Source organism: Ruminococcus flavefaciens AE3010, from assembly GCF_000526795.1.
In the GTDB taxonomy this organism is placed as follows: domain Bacteria; phylum Bacillota; class Clostridia; order Oscillospirales; family Ruminococcaceae; genus Ruminococcus; species Ruminococcus flavefaciens_D.
Genome location: NZ_JAGT01000001.1, coordinates 2,365,916 through 2,387,725, shown reverse-complemented (window position 1 = coordinate 2,387,725; position 21,810 = coordinate 2,365,916). Strand labels below are relative to the sequence as shown.

Annotated in this window: 15 protein-coding genes; 6 read left to right on the top strand and 9 right to left on the bottom strand. The window is 49.7% G+C overall.

The features are described from left to right. The first annotated feature begins 53 nt into the window (after positions 1 to 53). On the top strand, positions 54 to 2,876 hold the full coding sequence (locus N774_RS0110430; RefSeq protein ID WP_024861194.1) for a leucine-rich repeat protein: 2,823 nt from the start codon (positions 54 to 56) through the stop codon (positions 2,874 to 2,876). Between the two features lie 72 nt (positions 2,877 to 2,948). On the opposite strand, the gene N774_RS0110425 is transcribed toward N774_RS0110430, so the two are convergent. The 9 genes from N774_RS0110425 to N774_RS0110385 form a co-directional block, all read right to left on the bottom strand. Next, a complete protein-coding gene (locus N774_RS0110425; protein WP_024861193.1) occupies positions 2,949 to 6,392 on the bottom strand; it encodes a glycosyl hydrolase family 95 catalytic domain-containing protein in 3,444 nt (1,147 codons plus the stop codon). A gap of 843 nt (positions 6,393 to 7,235) precedes the next feature. Beyond that, on the bottom strand, positions 7,236 to 7,469 hold the full coding sequence (locus tag N774_RS0110420; protein WP_024861192.1) for a KH domain-containing protein: 234 nt from the start codon (positions 7,467 to 7,469) through the stop codon (positions 7,236 to 7,238). A 74-nt stretch (positions 7,470 to 7,543) separates the two neighbouring features. Beyond that, a complete protein-coding gene (rpsP, locus tag N774_RS0110415) occupies positions 7,544 to 7,786 on the bottom strand; it encodes a 30S ribosomal protein S16 (protein WP_024861191.1) in 243 nt (80 codons plus the stop codon). Between the two features lie 64 nt (positions 7,787 to 7,850). Continuing rightward, positions 7,851 to 9,233 carry a signal recognition particle protein gene (gene ffh / locus N774_RS0110410; RefSeq protein ID WP_024861190.1) on the bottom strand — a complete coding sequence of 461 codons (1,383 nt, stop codon included), beginning with the start codon at positions 9,231 to 9,233 and terminating at the stop codon, positions 7,851 to 7,853. A gap of 21 nt (positions 9,234 to 9,254) precedes the next feature. After that, entirely contained in the window at positions 9,255 to 9,590 is a 336-nt protein-coding gene (gene ylxM / locus N774_RS0110405) for a YlxM family DNA-binding protein (RefSeq protein ID WP_024861189.1), read from the bottom strand. Between the two features lie 196 nt (positions 9,591 to 9,786). Further along, the gene (locus tag N774_RS0110400; RefSeq protein WP_024861188.1) at positions 9,787 to 10,467 is read right to left on the bottom strand and encodes a hypothetical protein; all 681 of its coding nucleotides are present in this window, start codon (positions 10,465 to 10,467) and stop codon (positions 9,787 to 9,789) included. 25 nt (positions 10,468 to 10,492) lie between these two features. After that, positions 10,493 to 11,353 carry a phosphatidylserine decarboxylase gene (locus N774_RS0110395; RefSeq protein ID WP_024861187.1) on the bottom strand — a complete coding sequence of 287 codons (861 nt, stop codon included), beginning with the start codon at positions 11,351 to 11,353 and terminating at the stop codon, positions 10,493 to 10,495. Between the two features lie 23 nt (positions 11,354 to 11,376). Next, positions 11,377 to 12,606: a 2-hydroxyacyl-CoA dehydratase gene (locus tag N774_RS0110390; RefSeq protein ID WP_024861186.1), complete on the bottom strand. Its 1,230-nt coding sequence runs from the start codon at positions 12,604 to 12,606 to the stop codon at positions 11,377 to 11,379. Positions 12,607 to 12,642: 36 nt separating this feature from the next. Continuing rightward, positions 12,643 to 15,612 (bottom strand): acyl-CoA dehydratase activase, encoded by a 2,970-nt coding sequence (locus N774_RS0110385; RefSeq protein WP_024861185.1) that lies wholly within the window; start codon positions 15,610 to 15,612, stop codon positions 12,643 to 12,645. Positions 15,613 to 16,211: 599 nt separating this feature from the next. Here N774_RS0110385 and N774_RS0110380 point away from each other — a divergent pair. From N774_RS0110380 to N774_RS0110360, 5 genes are all read left to right on the top strand, one after another. Continuing rightward, complete coding sequence (locus N774_RS0110380) at positions 16,212 to 16,985, top strand: alpha/beta fold hydrolase (RefSeq protein ID WP_024861184.1); 774 nt, start codon at positions 16,212 to 16,214, stop codon at positions 16,983 to 16,985. Positions 16,986 to 17,123: 138 nt separating this feature from the next. Continuing rightward, positions 17,124 to 18,818: a UDP-N-acetylmuramoyl-tripeptide--D-alanyl-D-alanine ligase gene (locus tag N774_RS0110375; RefSeq protein ID WP_024861183.1), complete on the top strand. Its 1,695-nt coding sequence runs from the start codon at positions 17,124 to 17,126 to the stop codon at positions 18,816 to 18,818. A 148-nt stretch (positions 18,819 to 18,966) separates the two neighbouring features. Continuing rightward, complete coding sequence (locus N774_RS0110370; RefSeq protein WP_024861182.1) at positions 18,967 to 20,151, top strand: D-alanine--D-alanine ligase family protein; 1,185 nt, start codon at positions 18,967 to 18,969, stop codon at positions 20,149 to 20,151. Positions 20,152 to 20,183: 32 nt separating this feature from the next. Next, positions 20,184 to 21,086 (top strand): hypothetical protein, encoded by a 903-nt coding sequence (locus N774_RS0110365; RefSeq protein WP_024861181.1) that lies wholly within the window; start codon positions 20,184 to 20,186, stop codon positions 21,084 to 21,086. Positions 21,087 to 21,120: 34 nt separating this feature from the next. Next, entirely contained in the window at positions 21,121 to 21,801 is a 681-nt protein-coding gene (locus N774_RS0110360) for a maltose acetyltransferase domain-containing protein (RefSeq protein WP_024861180.1), read from the top strand. The last annotated feature ends 9 nt before the right edge of the window (positions 21,802 to 21,810 follow it).

Genomic DNA, 21,810 nt, shown 5'->3' with positions numbered 1-21,810 from the left:
ATATAGTATGATTTTGCCGCCATATGGCATAAAAGATATAGGAGGTTATAATTATGAAAAAGATCATCTCAGCACTTGCAGCTCTGTCCGTTATCTGCGGCTCGTTCTGTGCAGCTATGCCTGCTGTTGCTGCTGATAATAATATCGTCTTAGGCGCCGATATTGAAGAGACTGCCGAGCCCGAGCACAACATCGTCAACGGCTATGACCTTGACGGCTCGCATACATCAGCCGAGGCTGACGGTATGACCTATACCGTGTATAACGATTTCGCTCTGCTGACAAAGGTAAGCGATACAGACATGGAGGAATTCACAGTTCCCGAAACCTATAAGGATAAGCCTGTTGTGGGGGTGACAGACGCTCCTTTCCAGAACTGCAAGAACCTGAAAAAGATCAATCTTTCCAAGAATATCGCGGTTTTTGACTGGATATTCATTGCAGAAGAGGGCATTGAGGAGATAACTGTCCCCGAGGATAACGAGTTCTTCACATCAGTTGACGGAGTTATATACACAAAGGACATGAAAGAGCTCGTTGCCTGCCCTAACGCAGGCGGCAAGACCGAGCTGATAATCCCTGACGAGACTGTCAGCATAGACCGCGGCGCACTTGCCTGCTGCCGCGACCTTAAAAAGGTAACTATGGGCGCAAATGTTGAAAAGATTTACCCGTCTGCTTTCTGGGGCTGCAGTGGTCTTACTGAGGTCAATTTCTCACAGAAGCTCAAGGCTATCGCCTACTATGCCTTTGCAGGCTGTTCATCTCTTGAAAGCGTCGATTTGCCTGACAGCTTAGAGGAAATGTACGAGGAGGTATTCAAGGATACCGCCTGCGTCAAGATCGAGAACGGAATAAAGTATGTTGACAACTGGGCTGTAGGCACAGAAAAGGATGTAGTGGACGGAACGATCAAAGAGGGCACTATCGGCACAGTCTGCGGAATGTTCAGCAACAGAAACAAGCTGAAAACTATCAGTATACCTGCTTCCATGAAGCATTTAGCTGACGGAATATTTGTCGGATTAGGACGTTATACTCAGATAGAGCGTGTTGACTTCTATAACGATACTATCCCAGAAAGAAGCTTTATCGGCACAGCTATCAGGGAATATGATATACATGATCCCAATTGCAAGATAGCAGATTCAAAGAACGCTTTGATGCCTTATTATGTTGAGCTTGACAAGGATTATACTCCCGACGAAGAAGATGAAGAAAAGCCAACAGAATACATTCTTTCCCACAAAACAGTAACTGTATCTTCATCAGGAAGTGCTTCAAGTTCGATACAAAAGGCAATAAATACGGAGCTCGTTGAGCTTGATGAAAAAATAAGCTATGAAACAAGTGCTGAAGACATCGCAAAAGCTCAGCCTGTTGAGGGCAGGGTATACTCTGCTCCTATAAAGATAGGCGCCAAGGCTAAGTATGATGTGGTTATCCGCGGCTTTGAGGGTTCTACCGCAGAGGAGTACGCACTAAAATACAGAAGAGTATTCGATACCTTCGAGCCTGCTTCCACTGTTGTGGGTCCCGAGATCATAAGAGACAAAGAAAATGGAATAGTTTACTGGAAATACAGCGAAAATGACGCCTATGCCTGTGTTAATGGCAGCAGCGCGAAGGAAGTCACAATAGCTGAAACTATCGAAGGCGCTCCCGTAAAAACGGTATCGGTATTTATGGGCAAGTCGGATACAGTTCATATCCCGAAGACTGCCGAGAGCTACAGACAGCAGGTGGACGCTGCCGAGGACGATATCGCATATTACGATGTTGACAAGGATAACCCTTATCTCACCTCCGTTGACGGCATCATCTACAGCAAGGACATGACCAAGCTCATAAAGGTGCCGTCCAGATACGCAGGCAAGAAGATAGTCGTTCCCGACGGCGTAAAGACCATAGACAACTTTGCATTCTACAGCCTTGACAACGTTGAGAGCATAGAGCTCCCCGACAGCGTTGAAACTATCGGCAGATGTGCTTTTGTCGGCTGTTACAAGCTCAGCAGCATAAAGCTCTCGGAAAAGCTCGATGTTATCGGAGACCATGCTTTCATGAGCTGCGGTAAGCTTGCAGATATAAAGATACCCGAAAGTGTAGATCATATCGGTGAGAACGCTTTCGATAGTGTTCCCACTGTGAAGTATGACGGCGGTCTGGGATATTTAGACGGCTGGTGCGTCGGCACAGACCCGAATGAGGTCTCACTGACGAGGGTAGTTCCCAAGGAGGGTACTGTGGGTATTGCGAATATATCCGCAGGCGGTGCAATATCTATCCCCAAGAGCGTTACAAAGATGGGCTGGGGACTGGTAAGTCCACGCAACAATATCAAGAGCGCTTATGTTTACTCACATGTTCTTGACTATGACGCTTTCAAGAATGCAGATCACATGAAGGATATATACATCTATGACCCAGAGTGCGAGATATGCGCAGGCGATCAGACTATCCCCGCAAAGCATATCGAGGTCAATGAGTCAAAAATAAAGGGACTTAATACAGCAGGCCGTGCAAACAGCATCACAAGAACACCTGCACAGGAGCTTAAAGCAGACTCGGGGGAGGTCTTAGCCGATACTGTCATCCACGGCTATAAGGACTCTACCGCAGAGGCTTATGCCAAGATGTACGGTATCAAGTTCGAGGAGCTGGACAGCACCGCAGTTTTCAAGGGCGGCGACCTCAACGGCGACGGAGCCCTCAATGTGGCTGACCTTGTAATGGTATCCAGATATATCCACGGTTTGGTCACACTGGACGAGAAACAGACCAAGTCCGCCGACCTCAACGGTGACGGAAACGTTGATATATTCGATATGGTAGAGTTCCGCAAGAAGATACTTGAATCAATGAGAGATAACTGAGCTGTACGGGCGCCCAACGGGCGTCTCTGCGATTCCGAATTAAAAGGGGCTGCCACAGGCAGCCCCTTTTCTTTATGCCTTGCCGAGTATCTGCTTTTGCAGGAGCAGTATATCAGCTACATTGTTTTTCTTGTCTGCGTTCATATCTGCATTGGAAAGTGCAAGTCCGATGAGAGTTATCTCCTCGGTGAGCGCCTTTCTGTAGCGCACCATGTCGAATATGTCCACAACACGGTCGCCGTTTACGTCGCCCTTGATACCGTAGAAGCCGAAGTCCTCAACGTTGAACAGGTAGCCGTCATCGCCTCTGAATACAAGGTAAACGTCGTGAGCGCCTGTGCACAGCTTGGTCTTGCAGTCGGTCTCCACATATTCAGCCCAGTCGTCGGTGCCCGATACAGGACACTCGCCTATGAGCTCGCCGTCGTAGGAATCAAGGCGTATCTCGATAGTGCCGCCCTCGGTAGCACTTGCCGTATTTGCACGGAAGCCCTCTGCGCCGCTCTCGAAGTCCAGATTGCGGAAAACTACGTATGAGCCGTCGGTGATATAGCCGATAGCTGTATTGCCGCTGTCGTCCTTGCGGATATCGCCGTACTTGAAGTTATAAGCGCTTGCACCGTAGGTCTTGAATGCCGTCTTTGGCACAGGCGGCTTGTCGTCTCTGCCCCATACCTCAAGCTCGTAGAGCCTTGCGCCTCCCTCGTTGTTCTGGGTGGAGGTGAGCATTTCAAGTCTTACGTATCTTGCGGAGATACCCTCGGTATTCCGTCCGCAGGAGCTCTTTGTGTTGCCGTATACCTTTGCGATATCCGTCCAGCTCTTGCCGTCGGCGCTTGCCTGTATAACGAAATCACGGGGATTGTACTTTATATCCTCCTGTACGCCTGCAAATTTAGCGTTCCAGCGCTGTATATCGTAGCTTTCGCCAAGATCTACCTGTATCCACTCGCCGCTGAGACCGTCGATATGACACCACTTTGTGCTGTCATCGCCGTCAACTGCCAGAGCTGCGTTCTCGCCGCTTTCTGAGCCCGATGAGATCACGTCCTTGCCTATAGCCAGATTCTGGAGCATATCTGCCGAGCCTTCGAGCTGGAGCTCGCCGCTGAGCTTATACTCCTTGCCAGCTTCTGTGTCGAAGCTTACAACAGTACCGCCGTACTTGACTGTACAGGTGCCGCCCGACTTGGAGAGTATAGTGGCTTTTTCAAGTCTGCCGTTCTTCCAGTACATCTCGGTAACTTCAAAGTTTCCGCGTGCGCAGAGACCGTTTGCGTGACCTGTTGACCATGCCTTGGGAAGTGCAGGGAGCAGGCTTATAACGTCGTTCTGGCTTTGCAGGAGCATTTCCGCAACGCCCGATGTGAAGCCGAAGTTTCCGTCTATCTGGAATGGCGGGTGAGCGTCCCACAGGTTATCGTAAAGCCGTCCGCTTCTGCCAACAGGAGAAATGAGGAGCTTTACAAGGTTATATGCGTGCTCGCCGTCTTCAAGTCTTGCCCAGCAGTTCAGCTTCCAAGCCTCAGACCAGCCCGTACCGTCGTCGCCTCTCGCATTCAGCGATACGGAAGCTGCCTTTGCAGTGGTGGGATTGTCTGAGGGAGTTATCTCAAAGCCGGGATAAAGGGCATACATATGGGAAATATGGCGGTGCTTTTCGTTCTTGTTGTCCCAGTCCTGAGCCCATTCCTGCATCTGTCCCCATTTGCCTATGGTCTCGGGACGTATATTTGTGAGCTTGCCGTTGAGCTGACTGCGCAGCTCCTCGTCCTTACCCAGTATCTCGGAAGCCTCCGCCACGTCCTTGAAGAGCTCACGGGCAATGCCGTTATCCATGGTGATGCTCTGGTCTATGCAGTCGTCGGGATAAGCGGGGAGATTTATTTCTGGAGAGGTACTTGGGCTTATCACCGCGTACTCCTGACCGTTTATCTTAGCGGTCGTCATAAGGGAGTTGAGAAACTGTGCGCTGCCCTTGATAACGGGGTATATATCGGCGAGGTATTCCTCGTCCTGATTGAAGCGGTAGGCGTCATAGAGCATATTTGATACCCACGCGCCGCCGGTCGGCCACTGTCCCCACGCGCCGTCGATAGCGCCCGTCCTGTTCCAGAGGTCGGTGTTGTGGTGGAGCACCCAGCCGTCCTGTATGCCGTAGTTTGTCCTTGCAGTCAGGTTTCCAGCCTCTGCCAGTCCCTTGGACTTCTCCACGAATGGCTCGAAGCACTCCGCAAGGTTGGTGGTGAATGCAGGCCAGTAATTCATTTCATAATTGATATTGGAGGTCATCTTGCTGCCCCATGCAGGCGAGGAATACTTGTTCCAGATGCCCTGTAAGTTCATGGGCTGAGCGTCGCGGGAGGCGCTTATCATAAGGTATCTTCCGTACTGGAAGAGAGTTTCTGCCATTTTGGGGTCGTTTGACGTGCCGAACTCAGATATGCGCTGAGGAGTGGTCTTATTTATGATAGCCGATGTATCGCCGCCCAGCTCCACGTCCACGCGCTTGAAGAGCTCCTGATAATCGGCTATATGGTGAGCGTAGAGAGTGTCGAAGTCAAGGCTCTCAGCCTTTTTTATATCAGCGGCGGCATCGCCCTTTTCGTCGCCGTTGCAGGTCTTGTAGTCCACGAAATTGGTGCGGACAGATGTGAGTATGAGCACGGAGTTTGCGCCCGATACGTTTACTCTGCCGTTGCCTGCGCTGATAGTACCGCCGTCGGGAATGACCTTGCTCCGCGAGGAGTAGTAGACTGCGCCCTTGATCCACAGATCCTCGTCGGCGTGACCGTTGGCGATAAGGGTATCGTTTCCGTCGGTAGTTACGCCGCCGTTGAGAAGTCCGTCATAGCCTGCCGTAAGAGATACGGAGCCTGCACTGTCGCAGGTTATACGTGTTACCATGACCTGATCGGGATAGCTTACAAAGGTCTCGCGTGTATATTTCTTGCCGCCGCAGGTATATGTAGTACGTGCAACAGCGTCGTTCATATCGAGGGTACGCTGGTAGTCCAACACATTCTCGTGACCGAGATTGAGCCTGAGAGCGCCCACCTTCTGGTACTTTGCCTCGCCGCCGCCAATGAGATAGCGTCCAACGAGACCGTTGGCGTCGTTGTACTTGCCGTTCTTGATGAGGTCCTGTATCTCCTTGATGTGGTTGGCGCCGCCCTCCTTGTTGTTATTGCCGGGACCTGAGCTCCACACGGTACACTCGTTGATATCGATGAGCTCGTTGGGGCAGTTTCCGTATACCATGGCGCCTATGCGTCCGTTTCCGAGAGGCAGCGCCTTGTAGAACGACTCGTTGTTGTTGAATGCGTTGTCGGTGTTGACGTTGCCTGCCTGAGTGGTATAGCGCAGTACAAGGTCATCATCGTGTGGGTACTCGGCTGCCGCCGCAGTATTCTCTGCCGTCAGTCTGGGTATGGGAGCTCCGCCTGTAACAAGAGGCAGTGCCATACACGCTGAGAGGAAAACGGAGAGAAATTTTCTGGTGGATTTAAGTTTCATTCCTTTCCAACTCCTTTTTGGGACAGTCCGAGGGGGAGCTGTTCCATAAATTTTAATATCACCCTTCTGTCTGTTATTTTAACAAAATAACAGATTATCTATATCTATGCATAATAATTGTATCATTATTTGGACAAATTGTCAATGAGAACTATATATTTTCTACATAGTCCGTAATATTTTGGAGTTAATATTGCAAAAAATGCGGTTTTTACAGCAAAATATTATTGCCCTGCCGTCAAATTGCCTATTCAGGGGAAAGAAAAAAGCCCATGCTGCGCTGCATGGGCTTTTAAAGAGAGGGTATATAAGCTTTAAAGCTTTTTTGATATGTGTCTTGTCTGGACCAATACCGTTATACATTATATACTCTATAACCTATCGTGTCAAGTAGTATACATAAAGTAAGCAAAAAAAGACAAATGTGAGCAATTTTTGCAATATACAGCCGCCCGCTGCGCGTCCGCAAGTGGTTAGTTATTAGTGATCAGTGCATAGTATTTGTAGGGGCGCCCTTTGGGCGCCCGTCGATTCCTGTAAAATTTTAAATGACTGACTGTAGGGGCTGATGCCTAACAGGCACCCGTACCCTCTGTCCTACGGACATCTCCCTACACTGTAGGGAGTCACCCACATCAGCCCGCAAAAATAATTACGTGTCTCACGGGGCGATGTAGGCATCGCCCCCCTACATACGGTTTCATGTTTATTTCAATATTTGTGCCATAAGCGAAAGCAGAGTATCGTTTTTGATGAGAGTGAGCGCGTGAAACAAGCGACAACGTGGCTGGGGTCAAGCTGGCACAGCTTACAAAAAAGCTCCCAAATGGGAGCTTATGATACTTATTCGATCGTAACAGAGACCTTCTGGTCCTTCTTAGCTGCGCCTGCGCGCATGATAGTACGGAGGGCCTTTGCGATCCTGCCCTGCTTACCGATAACTCTGCCCATATCGTCGGGAGCAACGTTAAGGTGGAAAACGATAACGCCCTCTTCGTCGGGTGCGTCCTCGGTAATATTGATAGCGGACTTGTCTTCTACGAGGCCTGCTGCGATAGCATAAAGTAAATCTTTCATTGTAATAACCTCCGTAAAGCTTGGGGACAGAGGCAGAGACGCTTGAGCCTCTCCTCCTCCATTAAGCTTTTGAATCAAAGAACTCCTTCTTTCTTAAGGAGAGCCTTTACTGTATCAGTAGGCTGTGCACCCTTAGCGATCCAGTCCTTAGCCTTATCAGCGTCGATCTTAACAACTGATGGCTCCTTAGTAGGATCATAGAAACCGATCTCCTCAACGAAACGACCGTCTCTTGGGTATCTTGAATCAGCAACTACTACACGATAGAAAGGAGCCTTCTTAGCACCCATTCTTCTGAGTCTGATCTTTACTGCCATTGTATTCACCTCCATAAAAAGAATTGTATATTCAAGCGGCGGGAGACCGCATTGAAAGCGTTTGTCAGAACGGCAGATTGCCGCCGCCCTTGCCTGTGAGCTTGTCGAAGTTCATGCCTGCAAGGTTCTTTCTTGCCTTGCGCAGTGACATCTTGCCCGACTTGCCTGTGAACTGCTTCATCATCTTCTGCATCTGGTCGAACTGCTTCAGCAGTCTGTTGACTTCCTCTACCTTAGTACCCGAGCCCGCTGCGATACGCTTTTTGCGTGAGGGATTGATGATAGAGGGCTTAGCGCGTTCAGCCTTGGTCATAGAGGTTATCATAGCCTCTATCCTGTTAAGCTGGCTGTCGTCGATGTCGGCGTCCTTGAGCTTGTCTCCTACACCCGGGAGCATACCCAGTATTGATTTCATTGAGCCCATGCGCTTTATCTGCTTCATCTGGTCAAGGAGGTCGTCCATATCGAACTTGTTCTCCTTGAACTTCTTAGTGAGCTTTTCGGCGTCCTTCTGGGACATGACGTTCTCAGCTTTCTCGATGAGAGTGAGCACATCGCCCATGCCGAGTATTCTGGAAGCCATTCGCTCTGGGTGGAACTGCTCGAAATCGTCAAGCTTTTCGCCCATACCAACGAACTTGATAGGCTTACCTGTAACTGAGAGTACGGACAGAGCCGCACCGCCTCTTGTATCTGAATCCAGCTTTGACATAAGCACGCCTGTGATGCCCACAGCGTCGTCAAATGCCTTGGCTACATTTACAGCGTCCTGACCTGTCATAGCGTCTACGACAAGCATTATCTCGTCAGGCTGAGTTTCAGCCTTGATGTTTACAAGCTCTTCCATGAGAGCTTCATCTATGTGGAGACGTCCTGCGGTATCTATGATGAGGATATCGTGGCCGTAGTCCTTGGCGTAGGCAAGAGCCTTTTTCGCAATTTCCACGGGGTTGATCTGACCCATTTCAAATACCTTTACGTCAGCCTTAGCGCCCACTACCTGTAACTGATTTATAGCCGCAGGTCTGTAGATATCGCAGGCTGCCAGCAGAGGACGGTGACCCTCTTTTTTGAGGAGCTTCGCAAGCTTTGCGGCGTGGGTGGTCTTACCTGAACCCTGAAGTCCGCACATCATGATTACCGTGGGAGGCTTCGACGCCATATTTATTCTTGAATTGCTGTTGCCCATGAGGGATACCAGCTCTTCGTTAACTATCTTTATTACCTGCTGAGCAGGAGTAAGGCTTGCCAGAACTTCTTCGCCCACAGCTCTTTCGGTAACGCTCTTTACGAAGTCCTTTACGACCTTGTAGCTTACGTCGGCTTCGAGGAGTGCGAGACGGACCTCGCGCATAGCCTCTTTAACATCGGACTCTGTGAGCTTGCCTCTTGATTTGAGCTTTTTGAAGACGTTATTCAGTTTTTCGGAAAGTCCTTCAAATGCCATGACGAGCCTCCTTCGTATATTTTATAGGAGCTCTCCGCCCTTAGCGGTCTCGGAGAGTATGATATTTCTTGTTTCTTCGTCGGTGATATGCTCTGCGGCAGCTTCGATACTGTGAAAGCACTCCCGCATTTTTCCGAGCCTTTCGGCGAAGCCCAGCTTTTCCTCATAGTTGAGGAGTATATCCTCGGTACGCTTTATGATACTGCGCACAGCCTGTCTGGTGATGTCCAGCGGCTGACCTATTTCCGCAAGGGAAAGATCCTCGCAGTAATACAGCTCCATGATACTGCGCTGGTGCTCGGTGAGCAGGTCTCCGTAGCAGTCGAGGAGCATGACGAATTTTAATTCCTTAGCCATTTTTCGCGTACCTCTTTTAGGTGTAATGCAAAATCACTTTACACATTATACTACATCTTTTCTCTTTTGTCAAGGGCTTGCCTGAAATTTTTCTCAAATAATTGTAGGGGACGGTGACTCCCTGTAGTACAGGGAGTCACCGTCCCTACTGCTCTCTGCTTTCTACTCAATGAAAAAAGGGCGGTATCCGCCCTTTTTACTGTACTTTTGAGTAATAAACGCTCACGAAGTCCACAACACCGTCCTCGTCAAAGGAAACGTTGAGCATATTCGCGCGGAGCACACCGTTTTCGTCCTCGCCCTGAGAGATTCCGTAGGTGAAAGTATGCATGAACGGGCGCTCGGTGTTTTCCTCCTCATCGGGCTCGCCGATGTGGTTCTTTACGTCCTCAATGGTGGAAACGTGGGGAGTTATACCGTAGATATTGCTGTCTGCTTCACGAGTGGCTATGCTGTAGGCAACACTCTCGTCCTCTTTGCCGTCATAGCAGTTCTCCAGCATGACAGTGCCCATTTCCTCGCCGCAGTAGAACATCTTAGCCATGCCGCTGCCCTCTTCGAGGCTGTAGTCCTTGCGGTCGTAAAATTCATATGTCCAGCCTATGGGGAAGTCCGCCAGCTTTTTCGGCAGCTGTACCAGCTGACCCTTGATATAGATATTCTGGCGTACTACCTCCACGTCGAAGGTTCCCTCGGGAGCAGTGGGCGGCGGAGTTGTAGGCTCTGTAGGCACAGGCGTGCTGTTTTTAGGATCTATGGGGTTGCCGTTATCGTCGTAGTATATTACCTTTGACTTTGATTCCGGCTTTTTCTTCTCCATGCAGCTCACTGTGCCCAGCATTGCTGCACAAAGCAAAAATATTATGGCTTTTTTCATGTTTATCTCCTGTAAGGCTTTGTTCTTATGCTTTTTTTCCTATTTTTTCTCCGTATTTCACCACAGTCTCGATGCCCTCTGCGGAGTTGCGGAGAATATCCTCGTCAATGCTTATGGTGTCTTTGCCGAAGAGCATTACTATAGTAGAGCCGCCGAACTCGAATTTTCCCTTTTCGTCGCCTCTGCGGAAAGAGGTCTCCCCGTGGTGGTTGACTATCCGTCCCACCAGCATAGCTCCCACCTCTACCTGTACTACGTCACCGAAGTTCTCGGTGTGGAGCACGGTGTACTCGCGGCAGTTGCGCTTATAGATGTTGTATCTTTCGAGAGCTATGGGATTCACGGTGTGGAGCTCTCCCTCTATAAAAGTATTGTCGGATTTTGTGCCGTCGTCGATATAGCAGTAGCGGTGGTAGTCGTCCACTTCAAGGCGGAAGATAAGACAATAGCCGCCGCCGAAGCGGTTCGCAAGGAACTCGTTCTGCAAGAGGTCGCTGACTCTGTACCGTGAGCCCTTTATGCGGAATATGCTGTTTTTGCCTATCTTATGCACTGTCAGCTTTGAGTCGCAGGGGCTTATCAGATGTGTGGGAGTGCGGTCTATGGGGCGCTTGCCGGGCTTCACCACACGGGTGAAGAAGTCGTTATACGAACGGAAGCCGTTCATCATGTACTGTGAGGTGTCGATGCCGCTGCGCTTTATAAAAGGCTTGATAAGCAGCTTTGAGGGACGTGAGTCCATAAAGCTGCCCGCAGCTCTTGATATTGCGGGAGCTGTCAGTATTTTCAGCAGCACTCTGCCGAAAACGTTCCCGTAGAGCTTTTTCAGAAGCTTATTCTGTTTTGCGTTTGATTCTATGACTTGTCCTGTTCTTGTTTTTATCATGTTGAAGCTCCTTGTGGGAGGGCTCAGAGCCTTGCGTTGGCAAGCATGAGCTTTATGCGGTTTTCCTGATTTACTCTTGTAGCGCCTGGGTCATAGTCTATGGGGACGATATTTGCGTTGGGGTTGTCCTGCTTGATAGCTCGCGCCATGCCCTTTGCCACGATATGGTTGGGCAGGCAGCCGAATGGCTGGGTGCAGATGATATTCTCAACGCCCGACTTTGCCAGAGCAGCCATTTCCGCAGGTATGAGCCAGCCCTCGCCCATTACCACGCCCTGATTGATGTACTTGTCAGCAAGCTTTCTCAGGTGCTCGAAGTCGTGGAGAGGCTCAAAGCTTCCCTGCTCTTTCATGACTTTTATGAGCTCCTTCTGTTTGGCGTAAATGAGTTCGTAGCCTATCTTGTTGAATATGGACTGCTTTGTGGTGTGGTCGTATATCTTGGCGTCGTTGAATGTGCCTGCTGCGCAGTACATAACGAATTCAAGGAGGGACGGCACAACGGGCTCACAGCCCTCGGAAATGAGGAAGTCCTCCAGATGGTTGTTTGCAAGGGGGGAGTACTTGACGTATATCTCGCCTACTATGCCGACTCTTATTTTCTTCTCACTGCTGAGAGGTATGGAGGCGAAGTCGTCAAGTATATCCCTGTATATCTTCTTGGTCTTCAGGTACATTCTGCTGCCCTTGAGGAAGATATTGCACAGTCTCCTGTGCCACTTGTCCAGCATTTTCTTTGACTCGCCCTTGTTTATCTCATAGGCTCTGCACTTGTTGTAGCAGGTCATGAGCAGGTCGCCGTAGAGCACGGCGTAGAGCATTTTCAGGAACATGGGCGCAGTTATCTTGAATGCGCTGTCCTTTTCAAGTCCGCTGAAATTAAGGGATACCACAGGTATCTGAGGATAATTCTTGGCTACAGCCTTTCTCAGCAGGTGTATGTAGTTTGAAGCGCGGCAGCCGCCGCCTGTCTGTGTGATGAGGAGAGCGGTCCTGTCGGGATCGTATTTGCCGCTTTTCAGGGCGTCCATGAACTGTCCTATTACCAGCAGAGCAGGATAGCAGGCGTCATTGTGGACGTTTTTCAGTCCCTCATCGACTACAGCGCGTGAGTCGTTGCGCAGCAGCTCCAGCTTATAGCCCTTTGCTTCAAATATGGATATGAGCATCTTGAAGTGTATGGGCAGCATATCGGGAACGAGGATAGTGTGAGTTTTTATCATATCCTCGGTAAACTTTGCGTATTCGGGCATAAGAACCTCCGTAAAATCACTTTATAGTCCGCATGGTCACACGGGCTGAACCACAGGCTTTTTTGCAGGCTTCTGCTCAGCCTGTTCCATAGCGGCAACAAGGCTTCTCAGTCTTATCCTTGCGGCGCCAAGATTATTTATCTCATCTATTTTCAGCTGAGTGTAGAGCTTTCCGCGGCTTTCGAGGATATGTCTCACCTCGTCGCCTGTAACGGCGTCGATTCCGCAGCCGAAGGATACCAGCTGTATGAGCTGCATATCGGGCTGAGTTGTTACGTACTTAGCCGCACGGTAAAGCCTCGAATGGTAGGTCCACTGATTGAGGACGCCCAGCTTTGGAGTGCTTGCAAGACCTGCGATGCTGTCCTCAGTGATGACAGCCATACCCAGACTTGACACCAGCTTGTGTATGCCGTGGTTTATCTCCTTGTCGATGTGGTAGGGTCTGCCTGCGATAACGATTATCTTGCGCTTTTCGGCTCTTGCCTGCTCGATTATCTCGAAAGCCTTGCGTGTAACGGTGTTGCGGTAGGTCTCCAGAGCCTCGTAAGCCCTGTCCACGGCCTCGGGTATCCTGCCCTTTATGTTGTACTTCCTGAGAGCGTGTCCCAGCACCTTTATGACGTTCTTTTTGATATTGAGGTCCATGTAGGGGTGTATGAAGTTATTGCTGTTGAGGCGGGGATTGTTTGCAAGGAGCAGCTCGGGATAATAGGCTACAACAGGACAGTTGAAGTGGTTGTCGCTGTTGCCCTCGTCGATATTGTAGCTCATGCAGGGATAGAATATGAAGTCCGCGCCCTTGTCGAGAAGATTCTCGATGTGTCCGTGGGTGAGCTTTGCAGGGTAGCATACCGTATCCGAGGGGATAGTGTGCTGACCGAGATAGTACATATCACGGGAGCTCTCGTCGGAAATAATTGTCCTGAAACCGAGGGTTGTGAACAGCATATGCCAGAACGGGAGCTGCTCATAGAAGCCCAGTGCAAGGGGAAGTCCCACAGTAGCGCGGTAGCGCTTGGGCTGGTGGGTCTTGACAGTGTTGAGTATGCTGTCGTACTTGAATTCGTAGAGATTGGGAACGGTGTTCCTGTTGGCAATTCCGCCGCCCTTTTCGCAGCGATTGCCCGATATGAAGCGCCTGCCCTTGCCGAAGTTGATGATGTTCAGCTGACAGTGTGCGGTACAGCCGCCGCAGTTAGCAGAGCGTGATTCATAGGTGAAGTGCTCGAGCTCCTCAGCGGAAATGAGCTTTGATGGCTCGCTGCCTGCTCTCTCCTTTGCGTAGAGTGCGCAGCCGAAAGCTCCCATAAGTCCCGAAATAGCGGGACGGATAACGTTTCTGCCAAGCTCCTTCTCGAATGAGCGGAGAACAGCGTCATTGAGGAATGTGCCGCCCTGTACGACGATGTTCTTGCCAAGGTCGTCGGGAGAATTTGCACGTATAACTTTATATATAGCGTTCTTGATGATGGACGAGGACAGACCTGCGGAAATATCCTCCACGGTAGCGCCGTCCTTCTGAGCCTGCTTTACGGAGCTGTTCATGAATACGGTACATCTTGAACCGAGGTCAACGGGGTGCTCGGCGAAAAGTCCCAGCTGAGAGAACTCCGCGATATCATAGCCAAGAGCCATTGCGAATGTCTGTATGAATGAGCCGCAGCCCGATGAACATGCCTCGTTGAGCATGATGCTGTCTATGGTCTGATTCTTTATCTTGAAGCACTTAATGTCCTGACCGCCGATGTCGATGATGAAGTCAACGTCGGGGCAGAAGTAAGCCGCAGCCTTGAAGTGGGCAACGGTCTCAACTATGCCGTGGTCTATGGAAAGACCTGCCTTGATAAGGTCCTCACCGTAGCCTGTTACCGCCGAGCCCTTTATGGTTATCTCGGGGTTCATGGCGGAGTAGATGCGCTTTACCTGATCGGCTATCTTGTCAAGGGGCTGTCCCTGATTTGAGGAGTAGTGATTGTAGAGCATGCGTCCGTCCTCGGTTATGAGCACAAGCTTCGTGGTGGTAGAGCCTGCGTCGATGCCGAGGTATGCGTCGCCCTTGTATGTACGGATATCGGCGTATCCGAGGTCGAACTTCTTGTGACGCTCGATGAACTTGTCGTACTCCGAGTGTGAGCGGAACAGGGGCTCGCCTGTAACGATGTCGTCGGAAGCCTTGGCGTTCTGTATCTTTTCGATAATGTCGTCTATTCTGAATGAGCCCTTGGCGGTTGCCGCGTATATTGCGCAGCCGTAAGCCACGAAAACAGGAGCCTCGGGCGGGAATACCGCATGCTTTTCGTCAAGTCCGAGAGTCTTTGCGAAAGCCTTTTTCAGTCCTTTCAGGAAGAAGAGAGGTCCGCCGAGAAAAAGCACCTTTCCCTCGATAGTACGTCCCTGAGCAAGTCCCGAAACGGTCTGGTCAACAACTGCCTGGAAAATACTTGCGGCAACGTCCTCACGTCTTGCGCCCTGATTGAGCAGGGGCTGTATATCGGATTTAGCGAAAACTCCGCAGCGTGAAGCTATGGGGTAGACCTTCTGTGCGTGGAGAGACAGCTCGTCCAGCTCGTCGGCGGTGATGCCGAGGAGAGTTGCCATCTGGTCGATGAAAGCTCCCGTACCGCCTGCGCAGGTGCCGTTCATACGCTGCTCAACGCCGCCTGTGAGGAAGATTATCTTAGCGTCCTCGCCGCCCAGCTCGATAACTGCGTCAGCGTCGGGCTGCTTCTGCTTTACAGCGAGAAAAGCCGCGTGGACTTCCTGTACAAAGGGGATATTGGCGGAATTTGCAAGTCCGAGACCTGCAGAGCCCGTGATGCAAACGGTGAATTCCTCACCGGGATAGTCAGCCTGTATTATTTTAAGCTGGTCTGTAACGGTCTCCTTGACCTTTGAAAGGTGGCGCTGGTATTTGGAGTAGATTATCTCGCCGTCAGCGTCTGTAATTACTGTTTTTACCGTGGTAGAGCCCACATCTATGCCGAGAGAATATTTATTTGACATTTTACACCTCAGTAGAAGTAATCATGCCGCGGACGCCTGCGCTCCGCCGCTATCTTCACATTATAACATATAATATGAAAAAAAGCAAGATGTACATTTTTGGAAGAAGCCATTAGCCGTTAGCCTTTAGTCATTAGCTTGTAGGGGCGCCCTTTGGGCGCCCGTGTGTGCCTGACATAATTAATAAAATGAACACGTTGTAGGGGCGGTGTTCCGCCGCCCGCAGGGGACAATGCAATTATGCCGAAATCATATGTAGGGGCGCACATTGTGCGCCCGCAAACATACAACATCAGCCACAACACGGGCGAACGCTGTTCGCCCCTACATGGCTGCATTGATACATCGTAATTATGTAAAGCGGCAAACACGGGCGGCGGAACGCCGCCCCTACAAAATAATTGTTGACATAAAATAGCGCAAGTGATATAATAAATTATATATGTATATTTGCGGCTGTATGCCGTATATGATATAAAGTTGAGAGTTGAGAGTTGAGAGTTGAAAGTTGTTCTGCTATTATGTGAGTAAAGCGAATACATTCATTCTCAATTCTACATTCTCCATTCTCAATTAATAACAGGTTGGAGATAATAGAATTGATAAAAACAGTAAACGGTTTGAAGATAAACTACGAGGAAAAGGGCGAGGGCGACCTCATCGTACTGCTTCACGGCTGGGGCAGCAATATAACCCTTTTCGCCAATATGATGGAGCTCCTCTCCAAGAAGTACAAGGTCGTGGCTATGGATATGCCGGGCTTTGGCAAGAGCGACGAGCCAAAGGAAGTATGGGACGTGAGCTCCTATGTGCAGTTCGTCATCGACTTCCTCAAGGACTATGACGCAAAAGAGGTAATGCTTCTCGGTCACAGCTTCGGCGGACGTGTCATCATAAAAATGCACAGCCGCAATGACCTGCCATTCAAGGTGACAAAGGTCATTCTTGTGGACAGCGCAGGCATCATGCCGCCAAAGTCGAACAAAAAGACATGGCGCACACGCTACTACAAAATGGGCAAGACTGTCCTTTCGTGGGGCATAGTTAAGAAGCTCTTCCCCGACGCGCTGGAGAACTTCCGCAAGAAAATGGGCAGTGCAGACTACGCCGCAGCTTCGCCCATGATGAGACAGGTCATGGTCAAGGTGGTAAACGAGGACTTGGAGCCCTACCTGCCCAATATCAAGGCGCCAACGCTGCTTGTATGGGGCGTGAACGATACTGCTACTCCGCTGTCTGACGGCGAGAAAATGGAGAAGCTCATACCCGACGCAGGTCTTGTAAAGCTTGAAAACGCAGGACATTATTCCTTCCTCGAACAGCAGTTCACGTTTAACCGCGTGATGTGCTCGTTCCTCAAAATAGAAGAATAATCAAGCTGTTAGCCGTCAGCCATTAGCCGTTAGCTTATGGTGTCCGCTTGTGCGGACGGATTTTAGATCATATCGCCGTAAGGCGATACAACAAGCTAAAGGCTAAAGGCTTGATCATACATTTTTAAGGAGATGTTTATGAATATAGTTCTATTTGTGATATATGCGGTCATTGCGCTGACGGCAACGGTATTCCTCGGACTGAGGGAGTTCCATATGCTCCAGCTCAACGGCTACAAGACTCCCGAGCACTCACGCTGGATGAAAAAGAACAAAAAGCGGTATATCCCCAACTGCCTGATGCTTATCCTTTCGGCAATACTGCTGTTCCTTTCGCCCGTGATAAACACACTTGACCCCGTAAAGGCTCAGAAGCTCGGCGACCCCGTATATGTATCGGCTGCGGGAACGATAACGCTTATACTTCTGATAGTGCTGATGCTCTTTTATCTTGGCATCATACTTGCCAACAAGCCGGGCAAGAAGTTCAAGAAGCCCCTTGTGTACACAGCACGTATGAAGCGCATGATGATAACCTTCGGCATACTCATTGCAGCTGTTTTCGTGGGAGCTTTCTTCTCGGCAGCAAGACTCCACACTATTGATACAGACGGCGAGGCGGAAAAGCTTCTGCGCTTCCGTACAAATATGCCGTTTTTCCTTGTTAATCTCGGAGTATGCCTCACACCCATACTTGTTCCCCTTTCCAACCTGATAAACAAGCCCGTGGAAAAGGCGGTGCAGAACTGGTACATCAACGACGCAAAGCGCATACTTTCCGAGTGTCCCACTCTCCATAAGGTGGGTATCACGGGAAGCTACGGCAAGACCAGCATGAAGTTCTACCTTGACGAGCTTCTCAATTCCCAGTACAACACACTGAAAACCCCCGAGAGCTTCAATACTCCCATGGGAGTTACAATAACCATTCGCCGCGACTTAAAGCCCACTCACGAATACTTCATCTGCGAAATGGGCGCGAGACGAGTTCACGAAATCAAGGAGCTCTGCGGCATTGCAGACCCACACGACGGTATCATCACCTCCGTAGGTCCTCAGCACTTGGAGACCTTCGGTTCTATCGAGAACGTGGTGAATACCAAGTTCGAGCTTGCTGACCACGTAAAGGCAAAGGGCGGCAAGATATACCTCAACGGCGACAACGAGCTTATCCGCAAGAAAGCTCCCGAGTACCCCAATGCGGTGCTCTACGGACTTCAGGAGGGCAACCACTACCGCGGTACTGATATATCCGTTTCCGACAGAGGTACGGAGTTCACGGTAACTGCTCCCGACGGCGAGACACAGCGTTTCTCAATGAAGCTCCTCGGTGAGCACAATGTTCAGAACGTCCTCGGAGCTATCGCCTATGCTCACGGTACGGGCATATCTCTTGATAAGCTGACTCTCCCCGTGAAGCGTATCGCCGCAGTTCCCCACAGATTGCAGCTCCTCGACAAGGGCGGCAATATGACCTTTATCGACGACGCATACAACTCAAATCCCAGCGGCTGCCGAGCAGCTCTTGATGTACTGGGACTTTTCGACGCCTGCCGCATACTGGTAACTCCGGGTATGGTAGAGCTTGGCGCAAAGCAGGAGGAGCTGAACTTCGAGTTCGGTCAGGAGGCTGCTAAGGCTTGCGATCACATAGTTCTGGTGGGCAAGGCACAGACGGTTCCTATTTATAACGGTATCAAGGACGCAGGCTATGATATGGACAACGTTTTCGTTGCGGACAGTCTTAACGAGGCTCTCGCCCACGTAAACGCATATCAGACCGACAAGAAGAAGATAGTCCTTCTTGAAAACGACCTGCCCGATAATTATTAAGCCATTAGCTATTAGCTTTTAGCCTTTAGCCTGTGGTATCGCCTTACGGCGATAATATTTAAAATCTGTCCGCGTAAGCGGACACCATCAGCTAACGGCTAATGGCTAAAGGCTAACGGCTCAGATAAAGATAAAAGGAGAAATAGTAATGAAGATCAATCTTGCAGTTCTTTTCGGCGGAAGAAGCGTTGAGCACGAGGTATCCGTTATCTCGGCAGTTCAGGCTATGGCAAGCATCAATAAGGAAAAATACAACATTATCCCTGTCTATATGACTAAAAAGAGCGAATTCTGGACAGGCGAAAAGCTCATGGATATCAACAGCTTCAAGGATATCCCTGCACTTCTCAAAGAGTGTACCGAGTGCGTATTTGTACGCAGCGAGGGCAAAGTCCAGCTTATCCGTCAGAAGATGAAAAAGTTCGGCTCCAATGTCATTTCCGATATCGACGTGGCATTTCCTATCGTTCACGGCACCAATGTTGAGGACGGCGCATTGCAGGGCTATCTCCAGACCCTCGACCTGCCCTATGTAGGCTGTGACGTACTGGCTTCCGCGATCGGTATGGATAAATTCGTGATGAAGATACTCCTTAAAGACGCAGGCTTCCCCGTACTGGACTGCTGCCGTTTCTCCTCATATGAGATAAACGACATGGACAGAATGGTGGCAGAGGTGGAGAAGAAGTTCGGCTACCCTGTTATCGTTAAGCCTATCAACCTCGGTTCCAGCGTTGGTATCTCCAAGGGTAAGGACAGAGACAGCCTTATCAAGTCTATCGAGGAGGCTTTTGAGTTCGCTGACCGTATCCTCATCGAGCCCTGCGTTGTACAGCTCAAGGAGATAAACTGCGCCGTTGCAGGCGACAGTGAGTCCGCAGAGGCTTCCGTATGCGAGGAGCCTGTTCAGGCAAGCGGCGACGATATCCTCAGCTACGACCAGAAGTACGTCGGCGGCGGCAAGGGCGGCAGCAAGGGTATGGCTACATTAAAGAGAAAGATACCTGCTGATATCACTCCCGAGCAGGACGAATTCATCAGAAAGACTGCTGTTGACGCATTCCGCTATCTGGGACTCAACGGCGTTACACGTATAGACTTTATGATAGATATGGCGACCGACAAGGTCTACATCAACGAGATAAATACTATCCCGGGCTCACTGGCATTCTATCTCTGGGAGCCCAAGGGCGTTAAGTACACAGAGCTTCTGGAAAGACTTATCCAGCTTGCTCTCAAACGCTACAGACAGGGTGAGAAGATAAGCTACACCTTTGATACCAATATCCTTTCTATGGGAGGAAGCTTCGGCTCAAAGGGCAGCAAGCGCTGATGCACAGGCGGCTGTGCCGCAGGAGATAAAAAATGAGACTACCGTTCATATTACCCAAGGCAAAAAGAATATCCCTTGAAGAAAAAAACGACCCCAATACAAACGACCGTGTCCTGAGTCTTAAATTTCCGTTCATTGCGTTTCTGATATTATTCGGAGCTATGGTCGTTCTGGGTCTTGGAATGAGTATATTTGAAGAAGTTATAGAAGAACATACCGCTTTGCAGTACACTCTGGCGTTTATTCTTTTCTTTATGTTCGGCTCATGTTTTATAATCGCCTTTATCAGCAGTGTAAGGGTGGTAGTATCAGACGGAAAAATAGTCGAGATCGCTTCAAACAAAGGCGGCAAGGTACAGGATTGGCTGCTGCTGACAGGATTGGGTGTTATACTGGTTGCATACGCCTGTACAGAGGGCAGCAAGGGCAACCCCAAAGGCGCCTACCCCTTGTATGTGCTTGTTGGGTTTATTATGCTGAGAGCCGTTTTCAGGTTCACTCTGAAGCCACTGATAAGAGGCATAGCAATAATGATAAGGCGAAAACACTGCACGATACCCGTAAGAGCAGAAATATCCCGTAAGATCGAGACCCACAAGGAGCTAAGCGAAGAGACTAAGAAGCTGTATGAAGAGCGCCAAAGGGAATTACCGCAGTATTTCGACAAGATATTCGTCTATGATTACTGCTGTGAGGATCAGTATTACCGCATGATGATCAATGAGCTGTACTGCATCGACTCCGAAAACTATGAGTATTACGATATATACATCGATCCCGATGCTCCCGAAAGGTATATGATACACGGGCATTATTTATTCAAGGTGGATAAGGACGAAATTAAAAACTCGGCTATATTGCTGTTTTTCCTTTTGTTCTTTACATCACCTTTATGGATAATGAAGTTTTTTCAGTTCATTGCAGATCATGTATAAAAGCATATATAATTCAATTTAAGGAGGGTTTAAAATGACCGAAAAAGAAAAACAGCAGGCAGGAGAGCTTTATTTTGCCAATGACAGAGAGCTTTTCATGGAGAGGATCAAGGCTAAGAAGCTCTGTGCCGAGTACAACGCCGTTGAATGCAACGACTTCCAGAAAAGGGAAAGGATACTGGACAGACTTGTGGCTCTGAGAGGCGATAATACTGTTATCGAGCCTAATTTCTTCTGCGATTACGGCTATAACATCGTTATGGGAGACAATTTCTACGCAAATCACAATCTTGTTATACTTGACTGCGCCGACGTAGTCTTCGGCGATAATGTCTTTATCGGTCCAAACTGCGGCTTCTACACCGCAGAGCACCCTATAGACGCAAACCTGAGAAATCAGGGACTTGAATCCGCAAAGCCCATAAAGGTTGGCAGCAATGTCTGGATAGGCGGCGGAGTTACCGTTATCGGCGGAGTTACTATCGGTGACAATGCGGTCATCGGAGCAGGCAGCGTGGTCACAAAGGATATCCCCGCAAACTGCGTGGCAGCAGGCAATCCATGCGCTCTCGTAAGAACGCTGGAGGCTTCCGAGATGGCTGACGTGGCTGAAAAGCCTGCGGGAGAGATTTCCGCGACTGTCCCGAAGAAGCCGGCTCCCGAGGAAAAACCCAAGTCAAGGAGACTGGAGATACATCTTGTTGACGAGAAATAACTGCGAAAG

What these genes read in the sequence shown, in the direction of transcription:
- N774_RS0110430 (WP_024861194.1), top strand. Translation starts at nt 54, where the DNA reads ATGAAAAAGATCATCTCAGCACTTGCAGCTCTGTCCGTTATCTGCGGC.
- N774_RS0110425 (WP_024861193.1), bottom strand. Translation starts at nt 6,392, where the DNA reads ATGAAACTTAAATCCACCAGAAAATTTCTCTCCGTTTTCCTCTCAGCG.
- N774_RS0110420 (WP_024861192.1), bottom strand. Translation starts at nt 7,469, where the DNA reads ATGAAAGATTTACTTTATGCTATCGCAGCAGGCCTCGTAGAAGACAAG.
- rpsP (WP_024861191.1), bottom strand. Translation starts at nt 7,786, where the DNA reads ATGGCAGTAAAGATCAGACTCAGAAGAATGGGTGCTAAGAAGGCTCCT.
- ffh (WP_024861190.1), bottom strand. Translation starts at nt 9,233, where the DNA reads ATGGCATTTGAAGGACTTTCCGAAAAACTGAATAACGTCTTCAAAAAG.
- ylxM (WP_024861189.1), bottom strand. Translation starts at nt 9,590, where the DNA reads ATGGCTAAGGAATTAAAATTCGTCATGCTCCTCGACTGCTACGGAGAC.
- N774_RS0110400 (WP_024861188.1), bottom strand. Translation starts at nt 10,467, where the DNA reads ATGAAAAAAGCCATAATATTTTTGCTTTGTGCAGCAATGCTGGGCACA.
- N774_RS0110395 (WP_024861187.1), bottom strand. Translation starts at nt 11,353, where the DNA reads ATGATAAAAACAAGAACAGGACAAGTCATAGAATCAAACGCAAAACAG.
- N774_RS0110390 (WP_024861186.1), bottom strand. Translation starts at nt 12,606, where the DNA reads ATGCCCGAATACGCAAAGTTTACCGAGGATATGATAAAAACTCACACT.
- N774_RS0110385 (WP_024861185.1), bottom strand. Translation starts at nt 15,612, where the DNA reads ATGTCAAATAAATATTCTCTCGGCATAGATGTGGGCTCTACCACGGTA.
- N774_RS0110375 (WP_024861183.1), top strand. Translation starts at nt 17,124, where the DNA reads ATGAATATAGTTCTATTTGTGATATATGCGGTCATTGCGCTGACGGCA.
- N774_RS0110370 (WP_024861182.1), top strand. Translation starts at nt 18,967, where the DNA reads ATGAAGATCAATCTTGCAGTTCTTTTCGGCGGAAGAAGCGTTGAGCAC.
- N774_RS0110365 (WP_024861181.1), top strand. Translation starts at nt 20,184, where the DNA reads ATGAGACTACCGTTCATATTACCCAAGGCAAAAAGAATATCCCTTGAA.
- N774_RS0110360 (WP_024861180.1), top strand. Translation starts at nt 21,121, where the DNA reads ATGACCGAAAAAGAAAAACAGCAGGCAGGAGAGCTTTATTTTGCCAAT.